32 protein-coding genes and 1 pseudogene are annotated in these 25,137 nt (G+C 64.8%); 10 read left to right on the top strand and 23 right to left on the bottom strand.

What is annotated here, in order from left to right:
• Positions 1–269: 269 nt before the first annotated feature.
• Genes ASC89_RS20115 through ASC89_RS20105 form a run of 3 tightly spaced genes read right to left on the bottom strand, consistent with a single transcriptional unit; the run spans position 270 to position 3,767 of the window.
• Positions 270–1,049, bottom strand: coding sequence for a carbon-nitrogen hydrolase family protein (locus tag ASC89_RS20115; RefSeq protein WP_056001130.1), 780 nt, complete (start codon positions 1,047–1,049; stop codon positions 270–272).
• A gap of 7 nt (positions 1,050–1,056) precedes the next feature.
• On the bottom strand, positions 1,057–3,000 hold the full coding sequence (gene uvrC / locus ASC89_RS20110; RefSeq protein ID WP_156384695.1) for an excinuclease ABC subunit UvrC: 1,944 nt from the start codon (positions 2,998–3,000) through the stop codon (positions 1,057–1,059).
• Positions 2,961–3,767, bottom strand: coding sequence for an SDR family oxidoreductase (locus ASC89_RS20105; protein ID WP_056001127.1), 807 nt, complete (start codon positions 3,765–3,767; stop codon positions 2,961–2,963). The genes uvrC and ASC89_RS20105 overlap by 40 nt, the downstream gene beginning before the upstream one ends.
• A 271-nt stretch (positions 3,768–4,038) precedes the next feature.
• On the opposite strand from ASC89_RS20105, the gene ASC89_RS20100 reads away from it, so the two are divergent.
• The 3 genes from ASC89_RS20100 to ASC89_RS20090 all read left to right on the top strand — a co-directional run bounded on the left by ASC89_RS20100 (position 4,039) and on the right by ASC89_RS20090 (position 6,140).
• Positions 4,039–4,359, top strand: a complete 321-nt coding sequence (locus ASC89_RS20100) for a hypothetical protein (RefSeq protein ID WP_056001124.1) — start codon at positions 4,039–4,041, stop codon at positions 4,357–4,359.
• A 110-nt stretch (positions 4,360–4,469) separates the two neighbouring features.
• Positions 4,470–5,417 (top strand): DMT family transporter, encoded by a 948-nt coding sequence (locus ASC89_RS20095; RefSeq protein ID WP_056001122.1) that lies wholly within the window; start codon positions 4,470–4,472, stop codon positions 5,415–5,417.
• A 282-nt stretch (positions 5,418–5,699) separates the two neighbouring features.
• Positions 5,700–6,140: a hypothetical protein gene (locus tag ASC89_RS20090; protein ID WP_056001119.1), complete on the top strand. Its 441-nt coding sequence runs from the start codon at positions 5,700–5,702 to the stop codon at positions 6,138–6,140.
• A 228-nt stretch (positions 6,141–6,368) separates the two neighbouring features.
• Here ASC89_RS20090 and ASC89_RS20085 read toward each other — a convergent pair whose 3' ends face one another.
• From ASC89_RS20085 to ASC89_RS20040, 10 genes are all read right to left on the bottom strand, one after another.
• Positions 6,369–6,590 (bottom strand): hypothetical protein, encoded by a 222-nt coding sequence (locus tag ASC89_RS20085; protein WP_056001117.1) that lies wholly within the window; start codon positions 6,588–6,590, stop codon positions 6,369–6,371.
• Positions 6,591–6,652: 62 nt separating this feature from the next.
• Complete coding sequence (locus ASC89_RS20080) at positions 6,653–7,072, bottom strand: SH3 domain-containing protein (protein WP_056001114.1); 420 nt, start codon at positions 7,070–7,072, stop codon at positions 6,653–6,655.
• 108 nt (positions 7,073–7,180) lie between these two features.
• Positions 7,181–7,639, bottom strand: coding sequence for an SH3 domain-containing protein (locus ASC89_RS28725; protein WP_056001111.1), 459 nt, complete (start codon positions 7,637–7,639; stop codon positions 7,181–7,183).
• 268 nt (positions 7,640–7,907) lie between these two features.
• Positions 7,908–8,279 (bottom strand): SH3 domain-containing protein, encoded by a 372-nt coding sequence (locus ASC89_RS20070; protein WP_056001108.1) that lies wholly within the window; start codon positions 8,277–8,279, stop codon positions 7,908–7,910.
• 228 nt (positions 8,280–8,507) lie between these two features.
• Complete coding sequence (locus ASC89_RS20065) at positions 8,508–8,861, bottom strand: SH3 domain-containing protein (protein WP_056001105.1); 354 nt, start codon at positions 8,859–8,861, stop codon at positions 8,508–8,510.
• A 168-nt stretch (positions 8,862–9,029) separates the two neighbouring features.
• Positions 9,030–9,398 carry an SH3 domain-containing protein gene (locus tag ASC89_RS20060; protein ID WP_162247969.1) on the bottom strand — a complete coding sequence of 123 codons (369 nt, stop codon included), beginning with the start codon at positions 9,396–9,398 and terminating at the stop codon, positions 9,030–9,032.
• Between the two features lie 351 nt (positions 9,399–9,749).
• A complete protein-coding gene (locus ASC89_RS20055) occupies positions 9,750–10,289 on the bottom strand; it encodes a pyridoxamine 5'-phosphate oxidase family protein (protein WP_056001099.1) in 540 nt (179 codons plus the stop codon).
• Between the two features lie 75 nt (positions 10,290–10,364).
• Positions 10,365–10,709 carry a hypothetical protein gene (locus ASC89_RS20050; protein WP_244488505.1) on the bottom strand — a complete coding sequence of 115 codons (345 nt, stop codon included), beginning with the start codon at positions 10,707–10,709 and terminating at the stop codon, positions 10,365–10,367.
• A gap of 75 nt (positions 10,710–10,784) precedes the next feature.
• Positions 10,785–11,228: a Crp/Fnr family transcriptional regulator gene (locus ASC89_RS20045; RefSeq protein WP_055880647.1), complete on the bottom strand. Its 444-nt coding sequence runs from the start codon at positions 11,226–11,228 to the stop codon at positions 10,785–10,787.
• Between the two features lie 79 nt (positions 11,229–11,307).
• Positions 11,308–11,640: a cupredoxin family copper-binding protein gene (locus tag ASC89_RS20040; protein WP_056001096.1), complete on the bottom strand. Its 333-nt coding sequence runs from the start codon at positions 11,638–11,640 to the stop codon at positions 11,308–11,310.
• A gap of 421 nt (positions 11,641–12,061) precedes the next feature.
• Between ASC89_RS20040 and ASC89_RS20035 the strand changes: the two genes are divergently transcribed.
• On the top strand, positions 12,062–12,259 hold the full coding sequence (locus ASC89_RS20035; protein ID WP_056001093.1) for a hypothetical protein: 198 nt from the start codon (positions 12,062–12,064) through the stop codon (positions 12,257–12,259).
• Between the two features lie 6 nt (positions 12,260–12,265).
• On the opposite strand, the gene ASC89_RS20030 is transcribed toward ASC89_RS20035, so the two are convergent.
• The 7 genes from ASC89_RS20030 to ASC89_RS20005 all read right to left on the bottom strand — a co-directional run bounded on the left by ASC89_RS20030 (position 12,266) and on the right by ASC89_RS20005 (position 15,715).
• Complete coding sequence (locus ASC89_RS20030) at positions 12,266–12,544, bottom strand: DUF1905 domain-containing protein (RefSeq protein ID WP_056001090.1); 279 nt, start codon at positions 12,542–12,544, stop codon at positions 12,266–12,268.
• Between the two features lie 174 nt (positions 12,545–12,718).
• Positions 12,719–13,060 carry a hypothetical protein gene (locus ASC89_RS20025; protein ID WP_056001087.1) on the bottom strand — a complete coding sequence of 114 codons (342 nt, stop codon included), beginning with the start codon at positions 13,058–13,060 and terminating at the stop codon, positions 12,719–12,721.
• A gap of 183 nt (positions 13,061–13,243) precedes the next feature.
• A complete protein-coding gene (locus tag ASC89_RS20020; protein ID WP_056001084.1) occupies positions 13,244–13,504 on the bottom strand; it encodes a hypothetical protein in 261 nt (86 codons plus the stop codon).
• Positions 13,432–13,746 (bottom strand): cyclic nucleotide-binding domain-containing protein, encoded by a 315-nt coding sequence (locus ASC89_RS29250; RefSeq protein WP_082533485.1) that lies wholly within the window; start codon positions 13,744–13,746, stop codon positions 13,432–13,434. The genes ASC89_RS20020 and ASC89_RS29250 overlap by 73 nt, the downstream gene beginning before the upstream one ends.
• A 638-nt stretch (positions 13,747–14,384) precedes the next feature.
• Positions 14,385–14,924, bottom strand: a complete 540-nt coding sequence (locus tag ASC89_RS20015; protein WP_056001081.1) for a hypothetical protein — start codon at positions 14,922–14,924, stop codon at positions 14,385–14,387.
• A gap of 189 nt (positions 14,925–15,113) precedes the next feature.
• The gene (locus ASC89_RS20010) at positions 15,114–15,410 is read right to left on the bottom strand and encodes an SH3 domain-containing protein (RefSeq protein ID WP_056001078.1); all 297 of its coding nucleotides are present in this window, start codon (positions 15,408–15,410) and stop codon (positions 15,114–15,116) included.
• A 14-nt stretch (positions 15,411–15,424) separates the two neighbouring features.
• The gene (locus ASC89_RS20005) at positions 15,425–15,715 is read right to left on the bottom strand and encodes a hypothetical protein (RefSeq protein WP_056001075.1); all 291 of its coding nucleotides are present in this window, start codon (positions 15,713–15,715) and stop codon (positions 15,425–15,427) included.
• Between the two features lie 323 nt (positions 15,716–16,038).
• Between ASC89_RS20005 and ASC89_RS20000 the strand changes: the two genes are divergently transcribed.
• The 4 genes from ASC89_RS20000 to ASC89_RS19985 are packed head-to-tail and all read left to right on the top strand — an operon-like array spanning position 16,039 to position 18,884.
• Entirely contained in the window at positions 16,039–16,737 is a 699-nt protein-coding gene (locus ASC89_RS20000) for an iron-containing redox enzyme family protein (RefSeq protein ID WP_056001072.1), read from the top strand.
• Complete coding sequence (locus ASC89_RS19995; protein WP_056001070.1) at positions 16,734–17,300, top strand: hypothetical protein; 567 nt, start codon at positions 16,734–16,736, stop codon at positions 17,298–17,300. The genes ASC89_RS20000 and ASC89_RS19995 overlap by 4 nt, the downstream gene beginning before the upstream one ends.
• A complete protein-coding gene (locus tag ASC89_RS19990) occupies positions 17,297–18,409 on the top strand; it encodes an ImmA/IrrE family metallo-endopeptidase (protein WP_056001067.1) in 1,113 nt (370 codons plus the stop codon). The genes ASC89_RS19995 and ASC89_RS19990 overlap by 4 nt, the downstream gene beginning before the upstream one ends.
• On the top strand, positions 18,390–18,884 hold the full coding sequence (locus ASC89_RS19985; RefSeq protein WP_056001064.1) for a hypothetical protein: 495 nt from the start codon (positions 18,390–18,392) through the stop codon (positions 18,882–18,884). Before ASC89_RS19990 ends, ASC89_RS19985 begins: the two co-directional genes overlap by 20 nt.
• A gap of 78 nt (positions 18,885–18,962) precedes the next feature.
• On the opposite strand, the pseudogene uvrB reads toward ASC89_RS19985, so the two are convergent.
• Positions 18,963–21,317 (bottom strand): annotated as a pseudogene (gene uvrB, locus ASC89_RS19980) (excinuclease ABC subunit UvrB); the annotation flags it as partial.
• Between the two features lie 819 nt (positions 21,318–22,136).
• Here uvrB and ASC89_RS19975 point away from each other — a divergent pair.
• Positions 22,137–23,312 carry an MFS transporter gene (locus tag ASC89_RS19975; RefSeq protein WP_056001059.1) on the top strand — a complete coding sequence of 392 codons (1,176 nt, stop codon included), beginning with the start codon at positions 22,137–22,139 and terminating at the stop codon, positions 23,310–23,312.
• Positions 23,313–23,431: 119 nt separating this feature from the next.
• Here ASC89_RS19975 and ASC89_RS19970 read toward each other — a convergent pair whose 3' ends face one another.
• Positions 23,432–23,911 carry an SRPBCC domain-containing protein gene (locus tag ASC89_RS19970; RefSeq protein WP_056001056.1) on the bottom strand — a complete coding sequence of 160 codons (480 nt, stop codon included), beginning with the start codon at positions 23,909–23,911 and terminating at the stop codon, positions 23,432–23,434.
• Positions 23,908–24,237: a helix-turn-helix transcriptional regulator gene (locus tag ASC89_RS19965; RefSeq protein WP_056001053.1), complete on the bottom strand. Its 330-nt coding sequence runs from the start codon at positions 24,235–24,237 to the stop codon at positions 23,908–23,910. The genes ASC89_RS19970 and ASC89_RS19965 overlap by 4 nt, the downstream gene beginning before the upstream one ends.
• A 136-nt stretch (positions 24,238–24,373) precedes the next feature.
• Here ASC89_RS19965 and ASC89_RS19960 point away from each other — a divergent pair, with 136 nt between their 5' ends.
• Positions 24,374–24,988, top strand: coding sequence for a dihydrofolate reductase family protein (locus ASC89_RS19960; RefSeq protein WP_056001050.1), 615 nt, complete (start codon positions 24,374–24,376; stop codon positions 24,986–24,988).
• Positions 24,989–25,137: the final 149 nt, after the last annotated feature.

Genomic DNA, 25,137 nt, shown 5'->3' with positions numbered 1-25,137 from the left:
GCCAGCTTCGCCTCTCTTGCGATTTCTAGGACTTAGCAAACGCTAAGCCCAAGAAGTCGCTTTCTCCCCCGCAAGGGGGGAGATGATCGGTGGTCTCCACTTGCATCGAAGCATCAGTCGGGACTCTCCCCCTTGGCGGGGGAGAAAGCGAAAACTTGGGCTTAGCGCAGCTAAGTCCTTAGTTTTCGCCAGAGAGGGGGCCGTGGGGAGCTACCGTGCCCGCAAAATCCCCCCTCTTGCGATTTCTAAGACTTGGCGAAGGGCCAAGCCTAAGAAATCGCTTTCTCCCCCGCATGGGGGGAGATGGGGCTGGTGCCCGTGGGCAGATCAAAGAACAGCAGGCCCGGCTCATCGAGCGGCAACTGCGTCACGACCTGCCCGTGCGGGTCGAGCACGGCGGTCGGGCCCCAGGCGACGCGGCCGTCGCGTTCGCCGGTGACGTCGGACGAGATCAGCCACAGGCCGGTCTCCCGGCAGCGCTCGCCGCGGATGGCGTTGTGCTGGTGCTTGAAGGTCTCCGCCGTCTCGCGCCGCAGCATGTTGTTGGCGACGCAGAGCAGCAGCGAAGCGCCGGTATCGGCGACCTTGCGCGCGGCCTCGGGGAAGTTGGTGTCGTAGCAGATGTTGATGCCGAAGCGCAGGCCGTCGACCTCGAAGCTGGGGCTCTCCGTTCCCGCGGTGAAGGCCCGTTCGGCGCCGAGCAGGTGGGCCTTGCGGTAGCGACCGATGAGCTGGCCGTGCTGCACCACGATGGCGGTGTTGAACAGCTGCCCGTCATCCAGCTCCAGCATGCCGATGACCAGCATGGGCCCGCTACGGGGAAGCTCGGCGAGTACGGACTGGAAGGCGCTGGAGCCGAGATCGAGCGCCTGGCGCCGCGCCGCCGCTTCGTCGACCAGGTAGCCCTGCAGAAAGCCCTCGGGAAAGCACAGCAGCGCCGCGCCCGCGGCCTCGGCCCGGACCGCAAGCTCGGCCACACAGGTCAGCGCTGCGCCGATATCCTCGCGATACTCGATGGTCTGGGCGGCGGCGATCCGGACGCTGCGCACGCGCCGCTCAGCCGGGGCCGTTAAAATGGTCGTAGATCTGCTGCGCCAGCTGGGTGGAGACCCCGGGGACCTCGGCGAGGTCGGCGAGGGCGGCGCGGCCGACGGCCTTGGCGGAGCCGAAGCGCTGCAGCAGGGCGCGCTTGCGCGTCGGCCCGATGCCTTCGATCTCGTCGAGCGGGTTCCTGATCACGTCCTTCTTGCGCTTGGCGCGATGCGTGCCGATGGCGAAGCGGTGGGCTTCGTCGCGCAGGCGCTGGACGTAATAGAGCACGGGATCGCGGTGCGGCAGCATGAAGGCGTCGCGGCCTTCCATGAAGAATTTTTCGCGGCCGGCATCGCGCTCCTCGCCCTTGGCGATGCCGATGAAGGTCACCTCCTTCTGCAGGTTCAGTTCGGCGATAACCTGGCGCACCGCATTGAGCTGGCCGGCGCCGCCATCGATGAAGACGACGTCCGGCCAATCCGGCATACCGGTGTTCTCGTCTTCGGCTTCCGGCTCACTCTCGTTGGCGAGGCGGGTGAAGCGGCGGGTCAGCACTTCGCGCATCATGCCGAAATCGTCACCCGGGGTGATGTCGGTCGAGCGGATGTTGAAGGTGCGGTAGTACTTCTTGTTCAGCCCCTCTTCGCCGGCGACGATCATGGCGCCGACGGCGTTGGTGCCGGAAATGTGCGAGTTGTCGTAGACCTCGATGCGGCGCGGCGGCTCGTCGAGGCCGAACAGCGTGGCGACGCCCTCGAGCAAAGTCTTCTGCGTCGCGCCTTCGGCCAGCTGGCGGCCGAGCGCCTCGCGGGCATTGTTGAGCGCGTGCTGGACCAGGTCCTTCTTTTCGCCGCGCTGCGGCGTCTGGATCGAGACCTTTGAGCCGGCGCGGGCCGACAGAGCCTCCTCCATCAGCTCCTTCTCGCTCAGCTCATGCGAGAGCAGGATCTGCTTGGGCGGGGTGCGATCCTCATAGAACTGGCCGATAAAGGCCTCGAGCACTTCGGCATCGGAGAGCGAAGCGTCGGCGCGCGGCCGGAAGGCGTGGTTGCCCCAGTTCTGGTAGGCGCGGAAGAAGAACACCTGGACGCAGAACTGCCCGGCCTCGTGGCCGATGGCGAAGACGTCGGCTTCCTCGACCGATTTCGAGGCAACGTCGCCCTGCGACTGCACCAGCGCGAGGGCCGAGAGGCGATCGCGCAGCAGGGCGGCACGCTCGAAATCGAGGTTCTCGGCGGCGACGTTCATATCGGCGGCGAGGTGGTCCTGTACCGACTTGGACTTGCCGGAGAGGAACTGCCGGGCTTCCTCGACCAGCTCGTTATAGTCGGCCATCGAGATTTCGCCGGTGCAGGGGGCCGAGCAGCGCTTGATCTGGTGCAGCATGCAGGGCCGGGTGCGGGCCTTGTAAAAGCTGTCCGAGCAGGTGCGGAGCAGGAAGGCGCGCTGCAGCGCGGTGATGGTGCGCTTGACTGCCAGGGCAGAGGCGAAGGGGCCGAAATAGTGGCCCTTGATGCGGCGCGAGCCGCGGTGCTTTTTCAGCTCGGCGGCTTCGTGCTCGGTGGCGATCAGGATGTAGGGGAAGCTCTTGTCGTCGCGCAGCAGCACGTTGAAGCGTGGCTTCAGGCGCTTGATCAGGTTGGCTTCAAGCAGCAGCGCTTCGGCTTCCGTCTCGGTGCGCACGAACTCCATGTTGCGCGTCGCTTCGATCATCCGCCGGATGCGGATATCGAGGCCTTCGGGACGGGTATAGTTGGTAACGCGCGCCTTGAGGTTGCGCGCCTTGCCGACATAGACGACCTCGCCGGCCTCGTCGAACATCCGGTAGACGCCGGGTGAGGGGGGCAGGGTCTTGACGAAGGTCTTGATGACCTCGGCGCCGGAGATTGGCGGACTTGCTGGTGTAGTTGGCAAGGGAGGCGTCTCGGTCATTTGCGCCTCGGCGTGGGGCCGCGGCGGGCCGGCCATTCGATATGCTCGCCGCCATCGAGGACGATCATCTGGCCGGTCATCGCGTCGAGGCCGAGGATGGCGGCGACGCCATCGGCAATGCCGTCGGGCCCGGCGGCACGGCCGAGCGGCAGCTCGGTAAGGCGACGAAGGTGGGCTTCGGGCGAGACATGCGGCGGCGGCACGGTGGGGCCGGGGCCGATGGCGTTGACCCGGATGCGCGGCGCCAGCGACTGGGCCAGGGTGCGGGTCATGGTCCAGAGCACGGCTTTGCTCAGGGTGTAGCTGAAATAGGCCGGCGACAGGTCGAGGACGCGCTCGTCGATGATGTTGATGATGTTGCCGGTTTTGCCCTCGGGCAGCTGGGCGGCGAAATCGCGCGACAGGAAGGCGGGGGCCTCGGCGTGGACGGCAAAGTGGGCGTCCCACAGGCTCTCATCGAGATCGGCGATGGAGTCGCGCTCGAAGCTCGAAGCGTTGTTGACGAGGAGGGTGAGGGGGCCGAAGGGCTTCGCCGCCTCGGCGATGAGGCGGGCGCGCTGGCCGCGGTCGGCAAGATCGGCGCCGATGGTCGCGGCCTTGCCGCCACCGGCGCGGAGGTCGGCCGCACGGATTTCGGTCGCCACCGCCTCGGCCTTTTCGGCTGACGAACGATAGTGGATCACCACCGCCCAGCCGTCGCCGGCCAGCCGGCGCGCGATAGCGGCGCCGACGCGGTCGGCGGCTCCGGTGACAAGGGCGACACGGCTGGAATCGGCCGGGATGTGTGCGGGTGCGGATGTCATGAGTCGAGCCGGAAGATAGGGCTTCGCGCGCGCCGCTTCAATTGACGGCTGTGTGGTTGGGGCGCGCCAAGTTGTCGGCCGGCGAGGGGCAGCCGTGAGGCACGTATCGCAAGCAGAGCTGGCGGCAACAATTGCCGGTCCACCCGGATTTCCCCCGCTGCTTCAAGTACGTGCAAGCTTGTGACTACCGACTCTCTGCAATCAGGCGTAACGTCGCACTTGCGAGTTGGGGGCCACTCGGCTTCCAAAAGCTGGATCTGAGGAGCGTCCAATGGAAGCAATTATTCCGATTCTCGTTCAACTGATTGGCGGCGGCGTTGGGGGCAACGGTATTGCGGCCGTGCTCAAGCAGGTCAATCTCGGGCCGGTGGGCAACACCATCGCCGGTGCGATCGGCGGCTGGCTCGGCACCTGGCTGGCCGGCATGATCCCGGGGCTTTCCGGCCTGGTCGGCACCGCGGCGGCGGCAGCCGGCACGGGCGGCATGGATATCGGCGCGCTGGCAGGGCAGGGCCTGACCGGCCTCGTTGGCGGTGGCCTGCTGACCACCATTGCCGGGCTGATCAAGAACGCCACGATGAAGAGCAGCTGAGCGCTGGCGCCATCCACATCGATCGCGCTTTCAGACCCTGAGAGCGTTCTAGTTCCCGTTACTTGCCCCGGGCAGCGTGTCCGGGGCGTTTGACTATCCAGAGTATGTCCATGACTGAGCCCCATGCCGGGCAACCCCGCCGCCGGGCCGACAATATCGCGCTCGGCATCGGCCTCACCCTTCTGGCCATCGTCATCTTCGGTATCCAGGACGCGGTTTCCAAGTCGCTGGTGCAGACGCATTCGCCGTTCCAGCTCGCCATGCTGCGGTTCTGGGCGTTCGCGGCGTTTTCGCTGGTGCTGGTGAGCCGGCAGGGCCCGCTCAGAGAGGCGTTCCGCTCAAAATATCCCTGGCTGCAATGGCTCAGGGCGATCCTCCTGGTGGTCGATATCTGGTTCTTCGCCATGGCGCTGAAGACCGTGCCGCTGGCCGAACTGCAGGCGGTGGTGCTGGTCTATCCGCTGATGGCGACGCTGGTGGCGATCCCGATCCTCGGCGAAAAGGTCGGGCTGTTCCGGCTGGTGGCGGTGTTCATCGGTTTCTGCGGGGCGCTGGTGATCGTTCGACCGGGCGGCTTGCCGATCGATGGCGGGGTGATTTTCGCCATCCTCTCAGCGGCGAGCTATGCCGTCTACATTGCGCTGACCCGAAAAGTGTCGAGCGCCGACACTACGGCGACCAGCATGGTCTATGTCGGGGTGGTCGGGCTGCTGCTGACCACGGCAGTGGGCGTGTTCTTCTGGCAGCCGATGGACCTCGCCGCCATGCTGCAGATGGGGCTGGTGATGGTCACGTCGACGGCGGCGCATGGGCTGATGATGGTGGCGCTGTCGCGGGCCCCGGCCAGCACGCTGCAGCCGTTCAACTATTTCGCGCTGCCCTGGGGCATTTTCCTCAGCTACCAGGTGTTCGGACACCTGATCGATCCGGCAGCGCTGATCGGCGGCGGCATCATTGTCGGCGCCGGGTTGGTGGTGATGGCGCGCGAGCGGCATCTGAGCCGGGTCGGGCGGCGGGGTGAGATGACCGCGGCAGAGGAAGAGACACTGCCGCATTGAGGGATCGGCAGTGGTCATCGGATGCAGTTAAGCGCGTGGCCCCACCCCCTCCCATCCTCCCCCATCAAGGGGGAGGTGCCGTTCGGTGCTTGGGGCAAGGGAGTGCCAAAGCTCAGGACCCCACCTCCCCCTTGATGGGGGAGGCAAGCGAAGCTTGGGAGCGTAGCGACCTAGCGCAGCTCGGAGGGGGTGGGGCCACACGCCCCAGCCCTTGAATCCCCACCCCCTCAGGGACATCTGATGCACAACGGGCGTTGACGCCTCGCGGAAGGGGATTGGCCGATGGTTGTGCTGCTGGAAGTCGTGCTGGTGCTGGGGCTGATCGGCATTGTCGGCAGCTATTTCTTCCGCGGGCGGCGCGATGCCGAGCGGCAGGACGTGATCGAGCGGCGCGTCGAGGCCTATATGCAGACGATCCGGCGCGAAGGCGGCAGCTCGGAGCTGGCGGCGATGGGCGATCTCGAGCTCAGGGACCTGCTGCTGTCGAGCGCCCGCAACCTTCGGGTGCAGGCTGAGCGCAAGTGGTACATCCTGCTCGGCGGTGGCGCCGCCGCGGTGCTGGCGGCGATCGCCATCGGCACCGAAGAGGGGACGCGCGGCTTCGGTATCGTGCTGCTGGTGGCGGCGCTGGCGCTCTACGGTGTCAACGAATTCATGGGCCGCCGCATGCGCGAGCCGCTCGTGGCGCGGGGGATCGACGTCGAGCGGCTGCGGGTGGAGTGAGGCGGAGACCGCCGGCGGTGCCACCGCGCCCCCTCGCCCCTCTGGGGAGAGGGCGGGGGTGAGGGGCGCCAAGCGCGCGGGACCCACGGCCTGGGGTGGCCTACCGCGCAGGTGATAACTGCTCATGTGGTGTGCTTGGCGCCCCTCACCCTGACCCTCTCCCCAGAGGGGCGAGGGGACGATAGGGGCGCCAACTGTGCAGATCTCGGAGAGGGGCAGTGAACAGCCCTACAGCCGCCGCATCTTGCCGACCATGAAGACAACGGCGCCGGCAATGACCAGCACGATCGGGGCGAGCACCATGATCGACAGGATCGTGCCGTCGATGTGCACGGTGCCGTTCTTCTGCAGCTCGGTCAGTCCGAAGCGTTCAATGAAGAAGATGCCCAGGCCCACGCTGGCGAGGGTGGAGGCGAGCTTCACGTAAGGCTTCATCTGCTGCGTGGCCATGGGGCACCGGGCGCTGTGTCGTCGAAACTAAATAGGCCGCGTCACAGCGCCCGGCAAGCGGGTCAGTTGCTGAAGCAGAACGACACGTTGGGCCGGCCGAAGCAGGCCTGGCTGCGATAGAACGGATAGATCGGGCGAGCGCGGTAGCGCGGGCGCTCCAGATAGAAGCCGTCATCGTAGTCATCGTAATAGTCGTCGTCGTAATAATCGCGATCGCGGTAGCGATCCGCATTGAGGTAGTTGGCGTTCACCCAGCCATCCGGGCCGCGCTGCTCGATGAGGCACCAGGCGCCCTTGCAATAGTCGATCTCGACCCGCTGGCCCGGGCGCAGCACGCCGACGACCGCATAGCCGGTCCCGGCGCCGGCGCGGACATTGACGGTCGAGGAGGCATAGGCGGTGGCGGCGCTGGCCGCGCTGGCGCCGGCGGCGAGCGCGAACAGCGCGCTGGCAAGGCCGATGGCGATGTGACGGAGGGGCATGACGGGTCCTTTCGGGAGGTAACGTGATCTCGATATCCCCAAACGCCGCCAACCTGCTCCGGGTTTCCTGAACCGAAAATGAACAGTTGCGCCCTTGGGTTGCCTCACTCAGTTGCGGGGGCAGACCTGCGCATAGCGGCCGTGGATGCAGATGATGTCGCCGTAGAAATCATACTCACGGTACCGTTGGTGCGGCCGCTCGAGGAACGTGTAGTTGTCATAGTAGCGCTCGCCGCCATAGTAGCCGCCAGCATAGCTGCCGCTGTCGTGCTCGACCTCTGCGACGAAGCCATGCCGGGCGTAATGACGCGGCGTGGTGAGGTAGTTGGCATCGACCCAGCCATCCGGGCCGGATTGGCGGACGAGGCACCACGGACCGCGGCAATGATCGATGCGGACCCGCTCGCCAGGCGCGAGCACGGCAATAACTGGATGGCTGCCACCCGGGCCGGCGCGGACATTGACGACGGTCGACGCCACGGCGCCGCCGGCGCTGGCCGGCGCGATGCCGAGGCCGAGGCCGGCAAGGGTGGCAAGGACTGAGAGGGCGACGCGAGCTGGTGACATGCCGGACTCCTTTTGGAGGGGAGTAACTTGAGGTGAGTAACGCGCGAGAGGCCCGAAACGCTGCGTTGCCGGGTGGAGAGGTGTTAACCGCTGGTAAACGAAAGCGCTCCCGGGGGGAGGTCCCGGGAGCGCTTTGCGGTCGGCTGAGCTGACAGCCGATGGGGTAGGGGCTTCGCCTGGCGGCGAAGCCGCCCGAGGGAGCGTTTCGCCGAAGTGGCGAAGCCGCCCCTGGGGCCGGAGCGTTTCGCCTAACGGCGAAGCCGCCCGGTTAGTAGCTGGTGCCGAGGCAGAACTGGGCGTTCTTGCCGTCGACGCAGAAGCTGCTGCCGAAGCCGTAACCGTAGCCGGGCTTGACCGGGTAGACCGGGCCGTCATCGTAATAGTCGAAATCGAGCACGCCCGCCTTCACCCAGCCATCCGGGCCGGGGATCTGCACCTTGTACCAGTTCTTCCACTGGCCGATGACCTTCACCTTGTCGCCTTCGTAGACGGTGTTGATCGGCTGCGAGCCGTTCTGGTGGTTCTTGCGGACGTTCGCGTCCTGGTCGACATAGGCCCAGGTGGCGGCCATGGAGGCGCCGGCAGTGGCGAGGACGATGGCGGTGGCCAGAGCCGCGGTCTTGATGCTGGTGATGAACATGATGGGATCCTTGGTTGGAGTCGTTGAAGTCGCTAGTGGCATCGCTGCCTTGTCATGAGGTGTAACAGGCCCAACCTGAACGCAGCCTGAAACCCCGGCAGTCCGAAACCCCCGGAAAACAAAGCGCCTCCGGGGGGAGGTCCCGGAGGCGCCGAGGAGATCAACCCGAATGGGGTTGAGGGGGGAAGAGCCGGAGCGTTTCGCCTATCGGCGAAGCCGCCCCGGATATTAGTAGCCGCCGCTCAGGCAGAACGAGGCGTTCTGGCCGTTGATGCAGAACGAGCCGCCGTAGCCATAGCCGTAGCCGGGGAACGGATACTGCTGGGCGAAATCGAGCACGTTGCCCTTCACCCAGCCGTCCTGGCCCGGGATCTGCAGCTTGTACCAGTTGTTCCACTGGCCGACGATCTTCACCTTCTGGCCGGCCTGGACCCAGTTGACGTTCTGCGAGGCCTGCTGGTGAAACTTTTTCACCTTGGTGTTGTTCTCGACCCAGGCGTACTGGGCGGCCATCGAAACGCCAGCAGTGGCGATAACGACGAGAGTGGCGAGAGCGGCGGTTTTCAGAGTGCGGAAAGACATCTTCGGTTTCCTTCGTTTCGTGGGTTGGCGTTACTGCCTTGACCGTGAAGTTAGAAGGATGTGCCTGAACCGAAGCTGAAACCCTTGTACATGTAGAATGATTTCGCGCCTTGCGCGGAATCTGTTCATCATTGTGGCGGCAAAGGTGGCGCCTGAGGGCGGCGGCGCCTACCAGCAGAAGATGCTGTTGTCGTCGTCGTCGCAGGTATCGATCGGATCGAGCGGATCGAAGCCTTCGAACTTGTAGGGCGTGACCTCGAGCTTGGCGCCGGAACCGACGAGATAGGAGCCGCGCACCCAGCCGGCCGGCTCGCCATCCCTGCCGAGGAACAGGCACCAGTTGGAGTCCCTGGTGCAGCGCTGCAACTGCACCTGGCTACCCTTGGGCAGCGTGCCGATGGTGCGGTAGCCGGCGCCCGGCCCGCTGCGCACCGGGATATCGGCCGAAGCCCGCGCCGTACCACGCGACGCAGCCTCGGCGGGCAGCACCGCCAGGCTGGCGGCAACGAGGCTGAGGGCGAGAAGGGCGATACGCATCGGGAGACTCCGGCTGTTGTTGTTCTTGTTGGCGAGCAGCAACGCCGGAAAGCGGGCAAAATCGGGGCATGCGCAGGGGGGCGGTTCTGTGCAGTTGCCAGGGCAGGGATGCCACGGCTCGGACTTTGAAAGTCCGGAGGGAAATGGGTGGGGCACTATGGCCCCCATCAAACTCGGTGTCATCCCAGCGAAAGCTGGGACCTCACGGCGAGGGCTCTGCCCTCGTCCGGCTTTCGCAGCCCGCGCCAGCCGATAGTTGGGTCCCAGCTTTCGCTGGGATGACAGCCGGTGGGGAAGGCGAGAGCGCGTCAAACCGATAGGTGTCGCGCCCCTCGCCCTCGCTGGACCGCCCTACATCCGCACCGCGCCATGGTCGCCCACCGGCGGCTTCGCTCCGGTAATCGCGGCGGTGAGCATGAGGGCGGTGGCGGCCAGCTGGTTGGGGCCTTCCCAGATCTCGGCATTCTCCGGCGTCACCGTGAGCAATCGGATTTCCGGGTCGTCGGCGCTGTCCCACCAGGCTCTCGCGAAGGGCGTCCACAGCTCCTTGATCCGCGCGCGATCATTGCTGAGCGCCGCCTGGCCGGTGATGGTGACATAGTCCTGCGCGTCGTGATCGGCGAAGGCGAGGGTGACGGTCGGGTATTTCTTCACCTGCTGCACCAGCGTGAGAGCCGGGGCGCCGGTGGCCTCGGCCAGGGTGGTGCCGCCATGCGCGCCGATGAGGAACTGGATCACATCGCCCTCGCGATCGACGTGCGCCGAGAGCGGCCTGATGCGCTGCTGCTCGCCATCCCAGGTGGTGACGAGGGCGATGCGGATCTTCTCGGCGATTTCCCACGCCTTGTCGGTCAGCTCAGCCGGAGTGAGGTGATGTTCTTCATTGGCCATAGTCGGCTCCTGTCGTTGCGATGACGAGGCAAACGGGCCAAGGGCCCGCGGAGTTGCCACCTGATGGCGAAGTGATCAGTAGCGGATCGGGCGGCGCCGCTTGATCTCGGCGATGCGCTCGGCATCGGCGTCGGCGCTGAGGTAGCGGCCGCGCTCGAGAATCTCGAGGGTGTACTCTCGGTAGGTGAGCCCCATCGCCTCGGCGCGGCGGGCCCGCATCACCGCGATATCGTAGGGCACGTCGTTGAAGGCCTTTTCGCTGGCGGCCTTCCACTCGAAATAGTTGCCGATGCCGTTATCGCCCCAGGGACGCGGCGAATCGTTCAATGGCGGGCCGCCGTTCGAGAGCGGGGCGGCAGGCGCCTCCGGGTCGTTGCGATCGTCTGTGTCTTGCCCGTCGAGGGTCTGGTCTTTCAGCATGACGCCATGTTCGGGCGGCGCGGCGACAAGATCAATGCAGTCGCGGTTATGGCTGCCATCAACCCTGCCGATGGCTCAGGCGCGGGTTTCGGCCCCGGTGACGGCGCCGAACAGCCGCTCGAGCAAGCCCTGGTCGCGGTGCCCCTCGCTCTCTTTCTTCAGCTGCACCAGCAGCGCGCTGGTGGCATCGAGCCGCTGGCAGGCGAGGGTGGCGACGTGCAGCGCGGCGATCGGGCTCTGTTCGAGCCAGCGCAGCCCATCCTCGATATGGCGCACTTCGACCGGGGTGAGGGCGGTGACGTTGGCCGAGTGATCGGCGCCGAGCAGGATGCTCATTTCGCCGACCAGCGTGCCGGGCTCGGAGATGCGCGCCACTTCGACGCCGTCGCGCTCGACCACCAGCCGGCCGGAGACGAGGATGAACAGCTCGCCGCGCGACTCGCCGGTTTCGATCAGCCGCTCGCCGCGCGCGAGGCTCACAGTCGGATAGGTATTGGTCAGCGCCAGCAGATTGGCCATGGTCGATCCCCCGTTTGACGGCAGGCTAGCGGCCCGGAGCGTGGCCGTCGAGTCGGTGCGACCGGGCGCCGTTGGGCAGCTAGTGGACGGTCACGGTGCCCTTCATCGAGGGGTGGATCTTGCAGATATAGGCGTGCGCACCCGCGGCGCTGACGGTGACCGTGGCCCGCTTGCCGGTCGACAACCGGCCGGTGTCGAAGGCGCCGTCATTGGCGGTGGCGGTGTGCGGGGCGCTGTCCTGGTTGATGAAGGTGATGGTGTCGCCTTTGGCGACAGTGAGCTTGGCGGGTTTGAACTTGTGTCCCTGGATCGTGACGGTGTGCCCGGCCGCCTCGGCGGGCAGGACGCCGAGGGCGAGCCCGCCGATGACCAGCGGCACCGCCAGGGCAACGGCGAGGAACGGATTGCGCATGCGAGCCTCCTCCGGGATGGCCCACCAAGGCTAGGAGCCGGCAGGCGGTGGCGCAATGCGGGGTCACGGAGTGGTGAAGGCGCGGTGCCGGCTTCGACCTCTTCACCTCTCCTTTGGGGGGACGCGGGAGCCCCATTTTCACAGATGGCCAGAACATACTCGATGTCATCCCAGCGAAAGCTGGGACCCATCCAACCGCTGGCACGGGCTGCGCGTTGGGTCCCAGCTTTCGCTGGGATGACAGCCGGTGGGTGGTTCGATACCGAGCCAAACCCTCTACGCCGACGCAGTCTCGCGCTCGTGCAGCCCCGCCCGCCCGCGCCCTCGCCAGAGCGGCAGGGTTGAAATCCCAACGAAGGGAGTGGACTCCGCGAAAACCTCACGCCTAGAACAAATCAAGAACACTTGCCGGAGACGCGCCATGCCCAGACACACCATTCCGCTCAACGGTCGCACCACGCGGCACACCAAGTTCACCCAGGACGAGGTGGAAGCGCTGCTGCAGAAGGGCTTCCGCTTCGCCATCTACCACCCCGCCGGCGACGAGTTCCGGCTGAGCCTGCCGTTGCAGACCATCGAGGATCGGACGCATGGCACGCTGACCATCGAGCAGGGCTGAGACGCCTCAATTGAGCCGTTCGGTCAGCGTTACGGCGATGGCGTCGCCGACGCGCTTGCCCAGTTGGTTACGGAGTTTTGCGGCGACCGGTAGCTTATGCGTGCCGTTGCCGAGCGCCATGAAGCTGGAGCGGAACGGCTTGCCATCCATGGTGCCCACGACCTTGACCAGGCCGCGGGTGCCGAAGAAGGCGACGGACTCGGGCCAGACCAGGTAGGTCCAGCCGCCCTCGGCGGAACTCTGAACCAAAGTGGCCTCGAAGCTGGTGGGGAGAGTTACTGACATGATCGGCTCCTTTCGCTTGCCTGACCTTATGTCGCGCGAGCTGGGCCGATTTCGACAGGGGGGGCCATGGCCGGCCGGTCTGAACCATGCGCTGCCGCTGCGCGGCCAGAGGGCGCCGCCGGGGCGACGCCATGGGGGGTGGGACAGTTCCGATCTGTCCTGCGGCCTGCACGCTCAGTCGTAGACCGGGTTCTTGTTCACGCCTTCGCCGCCAGGTGGGTTCGAGCTGCAGGGTTTGGCGTGGACGCGGCAATAGGTGATGCCATCAGTGGTCTTGCAGCTGCGGGTGGCATCGTCAGCGTTGGCCCAGCTGGCGAAGTACATCCCGTAGCTGTCTTCGACGTGGATGCGCCAGTTGATCTTGGCCTTGCTGAAGGCGATGGCGGCGGTGGGGCCGCGCCCGATGCCTTCCATCTGTGGATAGCAGCTGGTGAGTGCCGCATGCGCCGGCATGGCGGTGGCGCACAGCGCGCCGGTAAGCAATGCAATCGCCCCAAGTCTGGTCACGGAGATCATCGGATCCTCCTCCTCGGTGGATGCAGTTCCGCGCACCGGAGGGTCGCGCCGGAGCGCGGAGGTCGTTCGACCTCATGAGGAAGGAGGGTAGTGGCGTCGCGCTGAATGGGGCGTGACGCAACCGTTCAGGGGCTGCGAGCAGCCCGCCGAGGAAGCAGGCGATCAGGGGCAATGGCGAAGGCTCTACCGGGGGAAGGCGCCTTGCGGGGCGCTGAACATTTCCTGCCGGTTGGTCGGCGGGGCAGGCGGCTCGTCGCTCGGCAGATGCAGGGCGTTGAACAGCCGGCTCATCAGGTCGGTCTCGGGCTTGCTGCCCTGCTTGCGCTTGTGCTCGACCAGCAGCGCCGAGGTGGCGTCGAGCCGGCTGGCCATCAGGTAGGCCATGCGGAAGGCGAAATCGGCGTCGCTGGAGAGCGTGCTGCGGGCATCGGAGAACACCCGCACCCGGTCTCCTTGATGGCGCGCACTGTGGCGCTGGTCGGGGTGCCGAGCACCACCGACATTTCGCCAACCACCGAAAAGGGCCGCGACACGGTGGCGATCTCGACGCCGTCGCGGATCACCCCCAACTCACCCTCCTCGAGCACGTAGAGGCTGCCGCCCGGCGCGCCCTGGGTGATCAGCACTTCCCCCGGTGTCAGGCGGACAGTGGTGTAAGACGACGCGGGCGTCACTGGATTATGCATGGTGCGACCTCCCCAAACCGGCAAATGTGACACCCTAAACTCTTGCTGCGCAGGTGCATGGGGCAGGGAGCGGCCGATACAGGCGCGTGGCGCAATGCTGCGGATATGGCACAAACGACGGCGCGGGATTTGGCGGGCGGAAGACAGCCCGCCAACCTCGACTCAGGAAGTCACGATCGGGCGTCTTCAATGCTGCGATGGATTGGGGGCGGACTTGCTTCTCTGTTGCTGGCGGGCCGGCTTTGCAGCGCCTGGCCTGGCGCGCGAGCTGCCGCACCGACTGCAAATCGAGCCCAAAGGGCCCTTTCGTGGCCAAGGAGAAGTCCATAAGATCGACTTAGTCGCCTAGTCGCGGAGATTGCAGGCGTCGCAGAGACCATGATCGCCGGCCACTGCCAAGGCAGCATTGAACGGCTGACCACAATGGAAACATGTCGTCGTCGCAGCGGAAGACTCCCGTTCGGGTTGACGTCGCCGCCGACGGTGCTCTGCTTCGATCTCTTTTTTGGTGAACTTGTCCATTGCGGAAGCGTGACCTGGTCGTTGGTGTAAGGCCAGCGACAGATACTACGGAGGTTGATGATTGCTTAAGGCGGTTGTGACTGATGATACCCGGTCGGGAGAACCGGCGGCGTCGGTCAGGATGGTGCGGCTCTATGAGCGGCCAATGCCGCCTCCACTTCCTCACGGTGGGCCTGGGAGGCCCTGCGCGCAGCGCGAACGGCCTGCCTGAGGGACACCATCAGTACCCGAACCTGATCAAGCGGCTCGAGGGCGGAGAACGTCTTGGGGCTCGGCGAATTGAGCTTCTGAACGCGGGCGAACGTGTTCTGCACTATGTCTTTGTCTACAGCAGCCAGCGCTTTGTACGCATTGTTTGCAGCGCTGGTGTCGACCTTCGCCCTGAGGTCGTGAGCCAGTTTGTTTCTGAGCGAGCCAAGAGCGTTGAGCCCCTTTCCCAAGTCAGGACGCAGGCCGATGGCGACGGCAAGGTCAACCTTGGCGGAGTACTCGAGCGAGTTCAGCTTGGCGGCCACGGGGTTTTCCAGGTTCTCCGTGAGCAGTTCGATGAGTTCGTGCTCGATGTAGATGAGCCCCCGGATCACCACGCCGAGGGCGTCTGATTTTCCCATTTCCTCGAAGAAGCGCGTTTCCTCTTCCAACTTTATCACGACCAATTAGGACACTCCGGTAGACGTAAGACGCTGAACGTCTATCACAGCATCAGCGCTTGGCTGTCTCATTGCCGAGTTCGAGCCGATCTTAGGTCGGGCATTTTTCGAGCTGTTGCCGACATTCGCTCACGGAGCGCTGCGAGTTCGGGACTGCGCGACAGGATCGGGCCGGCGCGTGGCCGGCCCGATCGATCATTTGGCGACGATGCCGTCCAGCGCCTCGGAGTTGACCCAGCCGGTCAGGCGGCGGCCGGGCTGGCGTACTGAGACCTGGCAGTAGCCGGGCAGCTCGGTGCATTCGTGCAGCATCACCCGTTCGCCCTTCATCAGCTGGCCGAACGGCCGGTGGCCGGGGGTGCGGTAGACCGGCGTCGAACGCAGCACGGTGACCTCAGGGAAATCCTGCGCCAAAGCAGGGGCGGCGAAAGAGCCGGGCGCGACGAGGGTGGCGATCAGGGCGAGCGCGGCGGGATGGCGTTTGCTGAGCATGGTTACGGCTCCCGTCACTTGGTGGAGACGGCGCCGTCGAGCGCATCGGCCGCGACCCAGCCGCTGCGGGGATGCGGCCCGGCGAGCTGCCCGACCCGGCACCAGGTCGGCTTGCCCACGCATTCGTACAGCCTGAGCCGCTCGCCCTTGGCGATACTGGTGACGCGCCGGCCATCCGGCGGCGGAGCCCGCAGCAGGTCGGTGGCGCGAACTGTGGTGATCTCCGGGAAGGATTGAGCGAAGGACGGGGCAGTCAAACAGGCGGCCGCAACGGCAAAAGCCGTGACGCTAAGCTTTGGCAGCATTTGATGTTTTACCTCGCGTTGCGGGATGCAACGGGGCGAACATGAAAGTCATATGATGAATTGAGGATGAACCGAAAGTGGCGGGGTTTCGGCGGTGGTTCTGTCAGGTATTGGCGGCTTCGCGCCAACAGCCCGTAGTGGGCAGGATTGTGGCAGCGGAGGACCTTGTGGGCGAGGCGCGGCGGTACGCTGCCCGGACGACAACGACGCCTGCCGCTACAGTGCATCGGGGCCCGCGCACGGGAATGGCATGTCGATCTTTCATCTCTTGTTCTTTAGATGTTCTCTGGTAGCTTACTTTCAACACGTATTGGGGGTAATGCATGGGACTGACCAGATCTGATGCGCTCAAGTACTATGATCAGTGGCCTTTCGAACGACACCCGCTATGGACAGCGGTGCTTGAACGGCGTCTGACAAAAGAACAGATCATACTAGCCGAGATACAGCACTATCTACGCTCCAACGTAGGGCGACTGTATCGAGAACGGGCCGCCATTAGCGCGCGCCTGATCGGCGGCGAACTTTTCGAGCTGCTGGATCAGACTGCGCGGGAGGAGTGCCAGCTAGATGAGTCGGGTCCTAGCCATGTTGACTTGATTCGCTCGTTCCTGTTGGCCAACGGCGTCACTCAACGAGAGTTGGATGTGGCTGTGCCAACCCCAGCAAACGCAGCGGCTATGGCCCTTTACAAAGACATTGCTGATCGTGGGCCGCTTCAGCACATGATCGGTGCTGGATGTGTCGAGTTTTTCTACAGCAAGCTCAGCCCACAGATATTTTCAGCCTACGTCGACCTTTACGGTTTCACGGCCGAGGACGCGAAAACGTACGAGTTGCACGGACCAATGGACGCCCAGCACGGGGAGCGAGCACTAAAGGTGTTGGAAACGACGCTGGCGCAGGCCATGGAGCATGAGATTGCTGTAGCGGTACGTGATGCGTTTGCTGCAACGAGCCTTCACTATGACGGGATGTTACAAGCAGCCATCCCGAACAGCGGATACTGGAGCGGCGAATGAAAGGCTACATTTACAAGCTGTACGCCGGTGCGGACCCCTCGATGGGATGGGAGTTCAACGACCCCATATTCGGCAAGTACGCCACATTGGGCGCCTGTATGCCGAACATCCGCAGGTTCCTCGATATCGGAGATTGGGTGTTTGCGCTGAGCGGCAAGGTTCCCGAAAGGGTCCCCTATGTCATTGGCGGCTTTAAAGTCGACGAAAAGCTGGATGCTCTCGATGCGTATGAGCGTTTTCCTGAGTATCGGCTGAAGAAGAACGAGCGTGGTCAGGTCATCGGCAACATCATTGTCAACGCAGATGGCGAACACAACGCCTTGGACGATCATGATCAGTTTGCCAAGCGGCGGCAAAATTACTTAGTAGGGAAAGAAGCTGTCGCGATTGTAGGGGAGCGAGCGATCGAGCTCGCGCGGGCCCGAACCCACGGTATGCTCGAGCGAATTCTCAAGGTGCGCTCCAACAATACAGCGGATCTTGTCCCTCGTTGGCGCGGGCTGAACGAGGAGCAAGTTAAGGCCCTCGTTCAGGAGCTTCGGCGGCTGCAGGGGGGGAAATGACCGCTCTGAAGGAGGCGCTGGCCGCCCGGTCTGTTAGGCTGGAGCGGCTCATTGCTAGTGGGCTAAGCGAGCGACGCATTGCTGAGCTTTTGAGTGACGCAGATCCCACTGTGGACGAGGTTCGCCTCTTATCCAAGCACCTTCATATCCCTGTCAGGGAGCTCTTGGTTAGCCCTCCGAGCGATGCCAGGTCGCTACAAAAGTACCGCTCCAACTTTGGACGGTCACCGGCTGACGAGCTGGAGTACGAAGGGGCGCTTGGGTCCTATCGGGCTAAGCTTGTCGCTCGGTTAGTTGACGTGTCCGACCTTCCCTTCTTTTCCGACTTCCCAAAGACGCTGGCTTCTGCCGAGCAGCTGGCAAGAATGTTTCGCGAGAACATACTCGGGATTGACCGTCGCTCCGCGCTCTTTGGGCTGTCAGAAACTCTATTTGCAAAGTTCGGCGTGGTGCAGCTCGTGAGCAAGTTTCGTTCGCTCGATGGCGTCGCGACGCGCACAAATGGGACGGCCATCGTTCTTCTCGCTGAGCGTCATCTCGGGCGGATGCGCTTCACTCTGTGTCACGAGGTTTGCCACCTCATCACAGATCTCCCAGTCGGCAGCGACGAGATCTGGCTAGATCAGGAAGTTACCCACGAAACGGCAGGCTCCTCCTTTGAGGAGGAGAGTTTCGCCAACGCCTTTGCTGCCGCCTGTCTGTTGCCGCCCGGAGGCGTTTCCGACGTAGTAAGGCGCTGGCGGGCCACTCACGACTCCCCTGCGGACGGCCTGACCGCCCTTGAGGTCATGAATGTAGCGAGGTCGTTCGGCACTAGCTTTGACGTGGCGGGCGGACGTCTTGAGGTCCTGGAATTACTGCCTGCAGGTGCCACGCGCTCGTTAAGGCGAGCTATCACCGAAGAGTTTGCTTCTCCTGAGAAGTTTGGAGACCATTTTGGTCTTGCTGCCGATCCGGGTGAAGAGTGGAACAGTGTGGCTCGTGGCGCAATGAGGGGCTGTGCTGAGCAAATACGGGCGGGTGAGATATCGGTGGAGCGGGCCGCGGAGATCTTTGGGCTATCGCTGCAGGAGGCCTTGGAAGTAGTCGATGCAAGCCGCTATCATTGATGCCTGCGCCCTAATAAATTTGATCAGGTCAGGTGGGGCGGCCGAGATACTGTCTGCCATCCCAACTGAGGTCTGGTTTCAGGGGTTGGTCGAAGACGAAATCGTAAAGGACAAGGTTATCCTCGAACAACTACTAGAAGCCGGTCTGATTCATCGTTTCGATGGGTCATCTCTGTCTGCGACGGCGGTAGGTGATATCGCTGCCGATCATGAGATTGGCGTCGGAGAGGCCGAGTGCGTTACGATCTGTGTCGAGTCCGGGGAGCTACTGATCTCTGATGATCGAAGGGCGAGGGATGTCGGTGTAGATCTGTTGGGTGCGGAGAACGTCACCGGCTTTATTGGGCTGCTATGTCAATGCATAGACGGGGGTGCCATTTCGTCAGTTCAAGCAGCGAAGTGGTTGGCTAACGCTCAAGGCGCTGGTGGCTTTTTGCCGGACTTTGACTTCGACACGAGGCAAATGGTTGCTTGATGGATGTGTTGGGACCGAAGTCGTAGCTAGGAGAGCGGGGATGGAGCACGGCTACTCCACCCCACCCTCCAACACATCCAATTCCATCTCCCTCAACCGCTTCACCTCATCGCGCAGCCGTGCCGCCTTCTCGAACTCCAGGTTCGTCGCCGCTTCGCGCATCTCGCGCTCCAGGTCCTTGATCACCGCAGCCAGGTTTGCTCCGGCCTGGACCTTTTCCTTGCCGCTCTTGTCCTTGCCGATCGAGACGGTGACGTGGTCCTGTTCGTAGATGCTGTCGACGATTTCCTTGATGTTGGATTTCACCGATTGCGGGGTGATGCCGTTGGCGACGTTGTAGGCGGTCTGCTTTTCGCGGCGGCGGCTGGTTTCGGCCATGGCGCGTTCCATGGAGCCGGTGATGTTGTCGGCGTAGAGGATGACCTTGCCGTCGACGTTGCGGGCGGCGCGGCCGATGGTCTGGATCAGTGAAGTCTCGGAGCGCAAAAACCCTTCCTTGTCGGCATCGAGGATGGCGACGAGGGCGCATTCGGGGATGTCGAGACCTTCGCGCAAGAGGTTGATGCCGACCAGCACATCGAAGGCGCCGAGGCGGAGATCCCTGATGATCTCGATGCGCTCGATGGTGTCGATATCGCTGTGCATATACCGCACGCGAATGCCCTGCTCGTGCATGTATTCGGTGAGATCCTCGGCCATGCGCTTGGTGAGCACGGTGACCAGGGTGCGGTAGCCGGCTTTCGACACCTGGCGGATCTCGTCCACCACGTCATCGACCTGGGTCTTGGCCGGCCGGATTTCGACCGGCGGATCGATCAGGCCGGTGGGGCGGATCACCTGCTCGGCGAACACGCCGTTGGCCTGCTCCATTTCCCAGGCGCCGGGGGTGGCCGAGACATAGATGGTCTGCGGGCGCATGGCGTTCCACTCCTCGAAGCGGAGCGGGCGGTTGTCCATGGCCGAGGGCAGGCGGAAGCCGTATTCGGCGAGGGTGGCCTTGCGGCGCAGGTCGCCGCGATACATGGCGCCGAGCTGGCCGACGGTGACGTGGCTTTCGTCGATGAACACCAGGGCGTTGTCGGGCAGGTATTCGAACAAAGTCGGTGGCGGCTCGCCCGGCTTGCGGCCGGAGAAGTAGCGCGAATAGTTCTCGATGCCGGCGCAGGAGCCGGTGGCTTCCATCATCTCGAGATCGAACAGGGTGCGCTGCTCAAGCCGCTGCGCTTCGAGGAAGCGGCCGGCGCCGTTCAGCTCCTGCAGGCGGGCGGCTAGCTCCTTGCGGATCTCCTTGATGGCGCCGGTGAGGGTGGCGCGCGGCGTCACATAGTGGCTGTTGGCGAAGATGCGGACGCTGAGCAGGTCGGAGGATTTCTTGCCGGTCAGCGGATCGAACTCGGCGATCGACTCGATCTCGTTGCCGAACAGGGTGATGCGCCAGGCGGCATCCTCATAGTGGGCCGGGAACAGCTCCACCGTATCGCCGCGCACCCGGAACGTGCCGCGGACGAAGCCGGTGTCGCCGCGCTTGTATTGCAGCTGGCTGAGCGAACGCAGCAGCTCCTGGTGGTCGACCTTCTGGCCCTTCCTGAGATCGAAGGTCATGGCGGTGTAGTCTTCGACCGAGCCGATACCGTAGATGCAGGAGACCGAGGCGACGATGATGACGTCGTCGCGTTCGAGCAGGGCGCGCGTCGCCGAGTGGCGCATGCGGTCGATCTGCTCGTTGATGGTCGATTCCTTCTCGATATAGGTGTCGGTCCGCGGCACATAGGCCTCGGGCTGGTAGTAGTCGTAGTAGGAAACGAAATACTCGACGGCGTTGTCGGGGAAGAACGACTTCATCTCGCCATAGAGCTGAGCGGCCAGCGTTTTGTTGGGCGCAAGGATCAGCGCCGGCCGCTGAGTGCGCATGATGGTCTGCGCCGCGGTAAAGGTCTTGCCGGAGCCGGTGACGCCGAGCAGCACCTGGTCGGTCTCGCCGTTCTCGACGCCCTCGACCAGGTCGGCGATGGCGGTGGGCTGGTCGCCGCGCGGCTCGTAGCTGGTGACCAGCTTGAACAGCACACCGCCTTCGGACTTGTCGCGCGGGGCAGGGCGGTGCGGCTTCCACTCCTTGTTGCCCTCCACCTCCTTGCGGCCGTGCAGGATGATGTCCTCGAGCGCCTTCACCGTGGCGGAGATACCGACGGTCTGCGCGCCGGCCAGCGACTGGCCGGGCATGTTCTTCGCCCTGACCTTCTTCTTCGAAGTCTCGAGCGCTTCGCGCAGCTGCTCCATCACCTCGGGGTCTTTCGCCGCCTGGCGCGAGATATCGCGGGCCGTGACGTGGCCGGAGGGCAGGTGACCGAAGCCGGCCTGGTCGGACTCACCCATACCGCCGAAATCCGGACGGTCGACCGAGTTGGCCTTCGACTTCGGGGCCTTGAGCTGCATGCCGGTGGCGGCGGAGCGGGCGGTCTTCTTCGGCTTTTCCTGCGCCAGCGGGCCGTCGGCCTTTTTGATCAGGGGTTGGGGCGTCAGCGGCTGGATGCCGGTGCCGGCGGCTTCGGCGGCGCGGCGGGCGGCGTTGTCAAGGGCGCGCTTGTTCTTCAGGCGCTCCTGCGGCAGCCGCTTGTTCAGGCGCTCGTCCTCGGCCTTCTCGATCTCGCCGAGGAAGTCATCGATGGAGAAGTCGGAAACCGGCTTTTTCGGGGGCATGGCGGACTCTCGGCGTTTGGTTCACTTGGCGCCCCGCGATAGGAGCGCGGGCGGTGCGCAGCCAGCACCATAGATAGGTGTGCTGTCAGAATCTGTCAGTGTTGTCGTGGTTCCACGTCAATATAGGGTGTGGCGAACGGAAAGGGAACAGGGGGTGCCGAGGGCACGATGCCCACCTCCCCCTTGACGGGGGAGGCAAGCGGAGCTTGGGAGCGACAGCGACCTAGCGCAGCTCGGAGGGGGTGCGCAGGGGGCTCGATGCGTGCGGCCAGGCTTTTTGACGTGGAGCCCCACACTCGGTGGTGGTTCCCAGACCAGGCAGTGACCGGCCGCAGGCACCGAGGCTCCGCACACCCCCTCCGAGCTGCGCTAGCTCGCTTGCGCTCGCAAGCTTCGCTTGCCTCCCCCGTCAAGGGGGAGGTGGGCATCGAGCTTGTGGCTGGATCCGGCCCAGCAATGCGATTGGGACCGCTACCATTGGATGTGTCGCTGCGGGCGATTTGCCCTTTCCCATGCCTCCGCACGACGCCAAGAATACCCTCCCGAGGGGGAGCTATGGATTCGCGGCTGTATTGGCTGGCGCTGGCGGCATTTGTCGGGGCCATTGAAGGGGGCCTGATCGCCGGATTGTTGCCGCTGATCGGCGCCGACCTCGGGGTGAGCCTGGGGCAGGCGGGCCTGGTGGTGCTGTTCTATTCGCTGGCCTATGCGTTCGGCCCGCCGCTGCTGGCGCTGCTGCTCGGCGGGGTGGGGCGGCGGCGCATTCTCGCCGGCGCCGAGTTCGGCTTTGCGCTCTGCGCGCTGCTGATCGTGCTCTCGACCACGTTCGAAGCCCTCGTCGTGGTGCGGACGGCGCTGGCGGTGGTGGCGGGGACCTATACCGGCACCGCCATGGCGACCGCCGCGATGATCGCGCCTTACGGCAAGCGTGGCCGCTACATGCAGGTGATCAGCATGGGGCAGGCGATCGCGGCGCTGGCCGGCGTGCCGCTCGGGGCGTGGATCGCGGCGCAGTTCGGCTGGCGCGTCGTCTATGTGATGCTGGCGATCATGGCCGGGCTGGCGGCGACGGCGCTGTATATGCGGCTGCCGCGCGGCATGCTGGGCGATACGCTGAGCATTCGCGACCGGCTGCGGGTGCTGCGCAACCCCGGCGTGGGCCGGGCGCTGCTCTCGACCCTGTTGTTCATGATCGGCTCGTCGCCGCTGATCGTCTATATCGGCGCGCTGATGGCGGCGGTGGGCGTCGGCTACGAAACGCTGCCGCTGGTGCTGCTGGCCGGCGGCATCGGCGCCATTGCCTGCAGCGCCACCGCGGGCCGGATGTCGGATCGGTTCGGCAGCGGCCGGACAGCAACCATCGCCGGGCTGGCGGTGATCGTGGTGATGGCGGTGTTTTTCGGCCTCTCCTATGTGCCGCCGGCCTTCGCCCTGCCGGCGCTGATGCTGACGGTCGGCGCACAGGGTTTCGTCGGCCGCACGTATTCGATCGCGGTGGCCAGCCACATGGCGCAGATCGCGCCGGGCGCCGTGCCGGTGGCAATCTCGCTCAATATGTCCGCCTTCATGATCGGGATGGCGGTGGCAGCGGCCTTAGGAGGCATCGTGCTCGACAGCTGGGGCGCTATGGCCCTGCCGCTGATCGGCATCCCCCTGGTCGCCCTGGCGCTGATTGTGTGGCGTTCGGTGCCGGAAGGGCCACGCGAGCGGGTGGATGAGGAGGGGTCGTAAGGGGGGCGAGGCGGCTTGGTTGTGTTTCCACTGGCGGTGCCATCAACGCCCCCTAGGAGGGGAGAGGGGACGCGAGACATCCGCCGGTGCCAAACTGCGCCGGACCGGGCGCCTTCGCTCTAGCTGGTCGGCACCTCAACAAACCGCGCCAGCTGTTCGATCACGGTACCCCAGCCGTCGTAGAAGCCGAGTTCGGCGTGCTTGTCGCGCGTGGCGCGGTCGGAATGCATGACGCGGGCCGCGTACTGCGTGCCGCCATTCACCTCGTCGAGGGTGATTTCGGCTGTGATGAAGCTATTGGGCGCTGGGCGGAAGCCGGCGAGCAGGGCATCGGTGAAGATGAGGCGGCGCTGCGGTTCGACGATCAGGAAGCAGGCATCCATATGCGGGGCAAAGGGCTGGCCGGCTTCGCTGATCTCGGTGACCAGCGGGCCGCCGGGCACGGCTTCGAAGCGGACTGCCCGGCACTTGGCCGGCTCGGGCACCCACCATTGCTCGAACTGCCGCGGCAGCGTCCAGGCATCCCAGACGGCGGCGCGCGGCGCCCGGATGAAGCGCTCGATGGTGAGGTCGCGTTCGGGGTCGAACATCTCGGTCATGGCTTGTCCCTGGTGACAAAGGCCTCGAGCCGGTCGGTACGCCCGCTCCACAGCCGGCGCTGATGATCCAGCCAGCTGTCGACCAGCGCGAACGTGCCCTTTTCGAGGGTGCAGGTGCGCACCCGGCCGGTTTTCGCGGTGCGGATCAGGCCGCTCTGCTCGAGCGCGGTGATGTGCTTCATGAACGAGGGCAGGGCCATGTCGAAGGGTTTGGCCAGTTCGCCCACGCCGGCCGGGCCGCCGCCGAGACGTTGCAGGATGGCCCGCCGCGTCGGATCGGCGAGGGCCTGAAAAATCCCGTCGAGTTGCTCGGTGCCCGCATGCATGGGCGACGACTAGCATCGGCTAATGCTTAGCGCAATGGCTAAGTGTTTAGTGCTGACGTCACTTAGCCGTTGCGCTAAGTGTTTGCGGTTGATAGTTAGCCAAAAGGCATAGTGTTTCTCACTCGGAGTTCGAAAAATGAAGCTGGTGGTCATGACCTTCGTATCGCTGGACGGCGTCTACCAGGGGCCGGGCAGCCCGGACGAGGACCGCAGCGACGGCTTTTCGCGCGGCGGCTGGTTCGTGCCCTATCTCGAGCAGGGCTTTCTCGATCAGGCGCGCAGCTGGCTGGGGCAGGCCGATGGGCTGCTGCTCGGGCGGCGGACCTATGAGAGCTTTGCGCGCGACTGGCCGGAGATGAACAAGCCGGATGACGCCATCGGGCTGATGATGAACCGGCTGCCGAAATACGTGGCCTCGGCGACGCTCGAGGCAACCAGCTGGGGACCGGCGACGGTGCTGGGTGGCGACGTGCTCAAGCAGGTCGAGGCGTTGAAGGCGCGGGATGGCGGTGAGCTGCAGGTGCATGGCAGTGGCAGCCTTGCCGGGTCGCTGCTGGCGGCGGGGCTGGTCGATGAGCTGCGGCTGGTGGTGGCGCCGGTGATTGTCGGGGCCGGGCACAAGCTGTTTGCACGGGATGGCGTGGCGACGGCGATGCAGACGCTGCGCAACGACAGGACGCCGGGCGGGCTCAACATCCAGGTGTTCGAGCGGGTGGGCGAGGCGAAATACGAGACGTTCCAGCGGCCTTAGGGTTACGGGTGGGGGGCAGTATTTGTCCACGCACTCGGTGTCATCCCAGCGAAAGCTGGGACCCATCTATCGGCTGGCGCGGGCTGTGAGTTGGGTCCCAGCTTTCGCTGGGATGACGGCCGGTGGGGAGGTGAGGCCGTGGGCCATCT

It is taken from the genome of Devosia sp. Root413D1, assembly GCF_001425235.1.
GTDB lineage: Bacteria > Pseudomonadota > Alphaproteobacteria > Rhizobiales > Devosiaceae > Devosia_A.
Note: the sequence above shows the minus strand (reverse complement) of the source record. Positions and strands in the feature narration are given on the sequence as shown.

Bases quoted from the DNA above. Each gene is read 5' to 3' on its own strand.
- uvrC (WP_156384695.1), bottom strand. From the start codon at position 3,000: ATGGCCGGCCCGCCGCGGCCCCACGCCGAGGCGCAAATGACCGAGACG.
- ASC89_RS20105 (WP_056001127.1), bottom strand. From the start codon at position 3,767: ATGACATCCGCACCCGCACACATCCCGGCCGATTCCAGCCGTGTCGCC.
- ASC89_RS20100 (WP_056001124.1), top strand. From the start codon at position 4,039: ATGGAAGCAATTATTCCGATTCTCGTTCAACTGATTGGCGGCGGCGTT.
- ASC89_RS20095 (WP_056001122.1), top strand. From the start codon at position 4,470: ATGACTGAGCCCCATGCCGGGCAACCCCGCCGCCGGGCCGACAATATC.
- ASC89_RS20090 (WP_056001119.1), top strand. From the start codon at position 5,700: ATGGTTGTGCTGCTGGAAGTCGTGCTGGTGCTGGGGCTGATCGGCATT.
- ASC89_RS20085 (WP_056001117.1), bottom strand. From the start codon at position 6,590: ATGGCCACGCAGCAGATGAAGCCTTACGTGAAGCTCGCCTCCACCCTC.
- ASC89_RS20080 (WP_056001114.1), bottom strand. From the start codon at position 7,072: ATGCCCCTCCGTCACATCGCCATCGGCCTTGCCAGCGCGCTGTTCGCG.
- ASC89_RS28725 (WP_056001111.1), bottom strand. From the start codon at position 7,639: ATGTCACCAGCTCGCGTCGCCCTCTCAGTCCTTGCCACCCTTGCCGGC.
- ASC89_RS20070 (WP_056001108.1), bottom strand. From the start codon at position 8,279: ATGTTCATCACCAGCATCAAGACCGCGGCTCTGGCCACCGCCATCGTC.
- ASC89_RS20065 (WP_056001105.1), bottom strand. From the start codon at position 8,861: ATGTCTTTCCGCACTCTGAAAACCGCCGCTCTCGCCACTCTCGTCGTT.
- ASC89_RS20060 (WP_162247969.1), bottom strand. From the start codon at position 9,398: ATGCGTATCGCCCTTCTCGCCCTCAGCCTCGTTGCCGCCAGCCTGGCG.
- ASC89_RS20055 (WP_056001099.1), bottom strand. From the start codon at position 10,289: ATGGCCAATGAAGAACATCACCTCACTCCGGCTGAGCTGACCGACAAG.
- ASC89_RS20050 (WP_244488505.1), bottom strand. From the start codon at position 10,709: ATGCTGAAAGACCAGACCCTCGACGGGCAAGACACAGACGATCGCAAC.
- ASC89_RS20045 (WP_055880647.1), bottom strand. From the start codon at position 11,228: ATGGCCAATCTGCTGGCGCTGACCAATACCTATCCGACTGTGAGCCTC.
- ASC89_RS20040 (WP_056001096.1), bottom strand. From the start codon at position 11,640: ATGCGCAATCCGTTCCTCGCCGTTGCCCTGGCGGTGCCGCTGGTCATC.
- ASC89_RS20035 (WP_056001093.1), top strand. From the start codon at position 12,062: ATGCCCAGACACACCATTCCGCTCAACGGTCGCACCACGCGGCACACC.
- ASC89_RS20030 (WP_056001090.1), bottom strand. From the start codon at position 12,544: ATGTCAGTAACTCTCCCCACCAGCTTCGAGGCCACTTTGGTTCAGAGT.
- ASC89_RS20025 (WP_056001087.1), bottom strand. From the start codon at position 13,060: ATGATCTCCGTGACCAGACTTGGGGCGATTGCATTGCTTACCGGCGCG.
- ASC89_RS29250 (WP_082533485.1), bottom strand. From the start codon at position 13,746: ATGCATAATCCAGTGACGCCCGCGTCGTCTTACACCACTGTCCGCCTG.
- ASC89_RS20010 (WP_056001078.1), bottom strand. From the start codon at position 15,410: ATGCTCAGCAAACGCCATCCCGCCGCGCTCGCCCTGATCGCCACCCTC.
- ASC89_RS20005 (WP_056001075.1), bottom strand. From the start codon at position 15,715: ATGCTGCCAAAGCTTAGCGTCACGGCTTTTGCCGTTGCGGCCGCCTGT.
- ASC89_RS20000 (WP_056001072.1), top strand. From the start codon at position 16,039: ATGGGACTGACCAGATCTGATGCGCTCAAGTACTATGATCAGTGGCCT.
- ASC89_RS19995 (WP_056001070.1), top strand. From the start codon at position 16,734: ATGAAAGGCTACATTTACAAGCTGTACGCCGGTGCGGACCCCTCGATG.
- ASC89_RS19990 (WP_056001067.1), top strand. From the start codon at position 17,297: ATGACCGCTCTGAAGGAGGCGCTGGCCGCCCGGTCTGTTAGGCTGGAG.
- ASC89_RS19985 (WP_056001064.1), top strand. From the start codon at position 18,390: ATGCAAGCCGCTATCATTGATGCCTGCGCCCTAATAAATTTGATCAGG.
- ASC89_RS19975 (WP_056001059.1), top strand. From the start codon at position 22,137: ATGGATTCGCGGCTGTATTGGCTGGCGCTGGCGGCATTTGTCGGGGCC.
- ASC89_RS19970 (WP_056001056.1), bottom strand. From the start codon at position 23,911: ATGACCGAGATGTTCGACCCCGAACGCGACCTCACCATCGAGCGCTTC.
- ASC89_RS19965 (WP_056001053.1), bottom strand. From the start codon at position 24,237: ATGCATGCGGGCACCGAGCAACTCGACGGGATTTTTCAGGCCCTCGCC.
- ASC89_RS19960 (WP_056001050.1), top strand. From the start codon at position 24,374: ATGAAGCTGGTGGTCATGACCTTCGTATCGCTGGACGGCGTCTACCAG.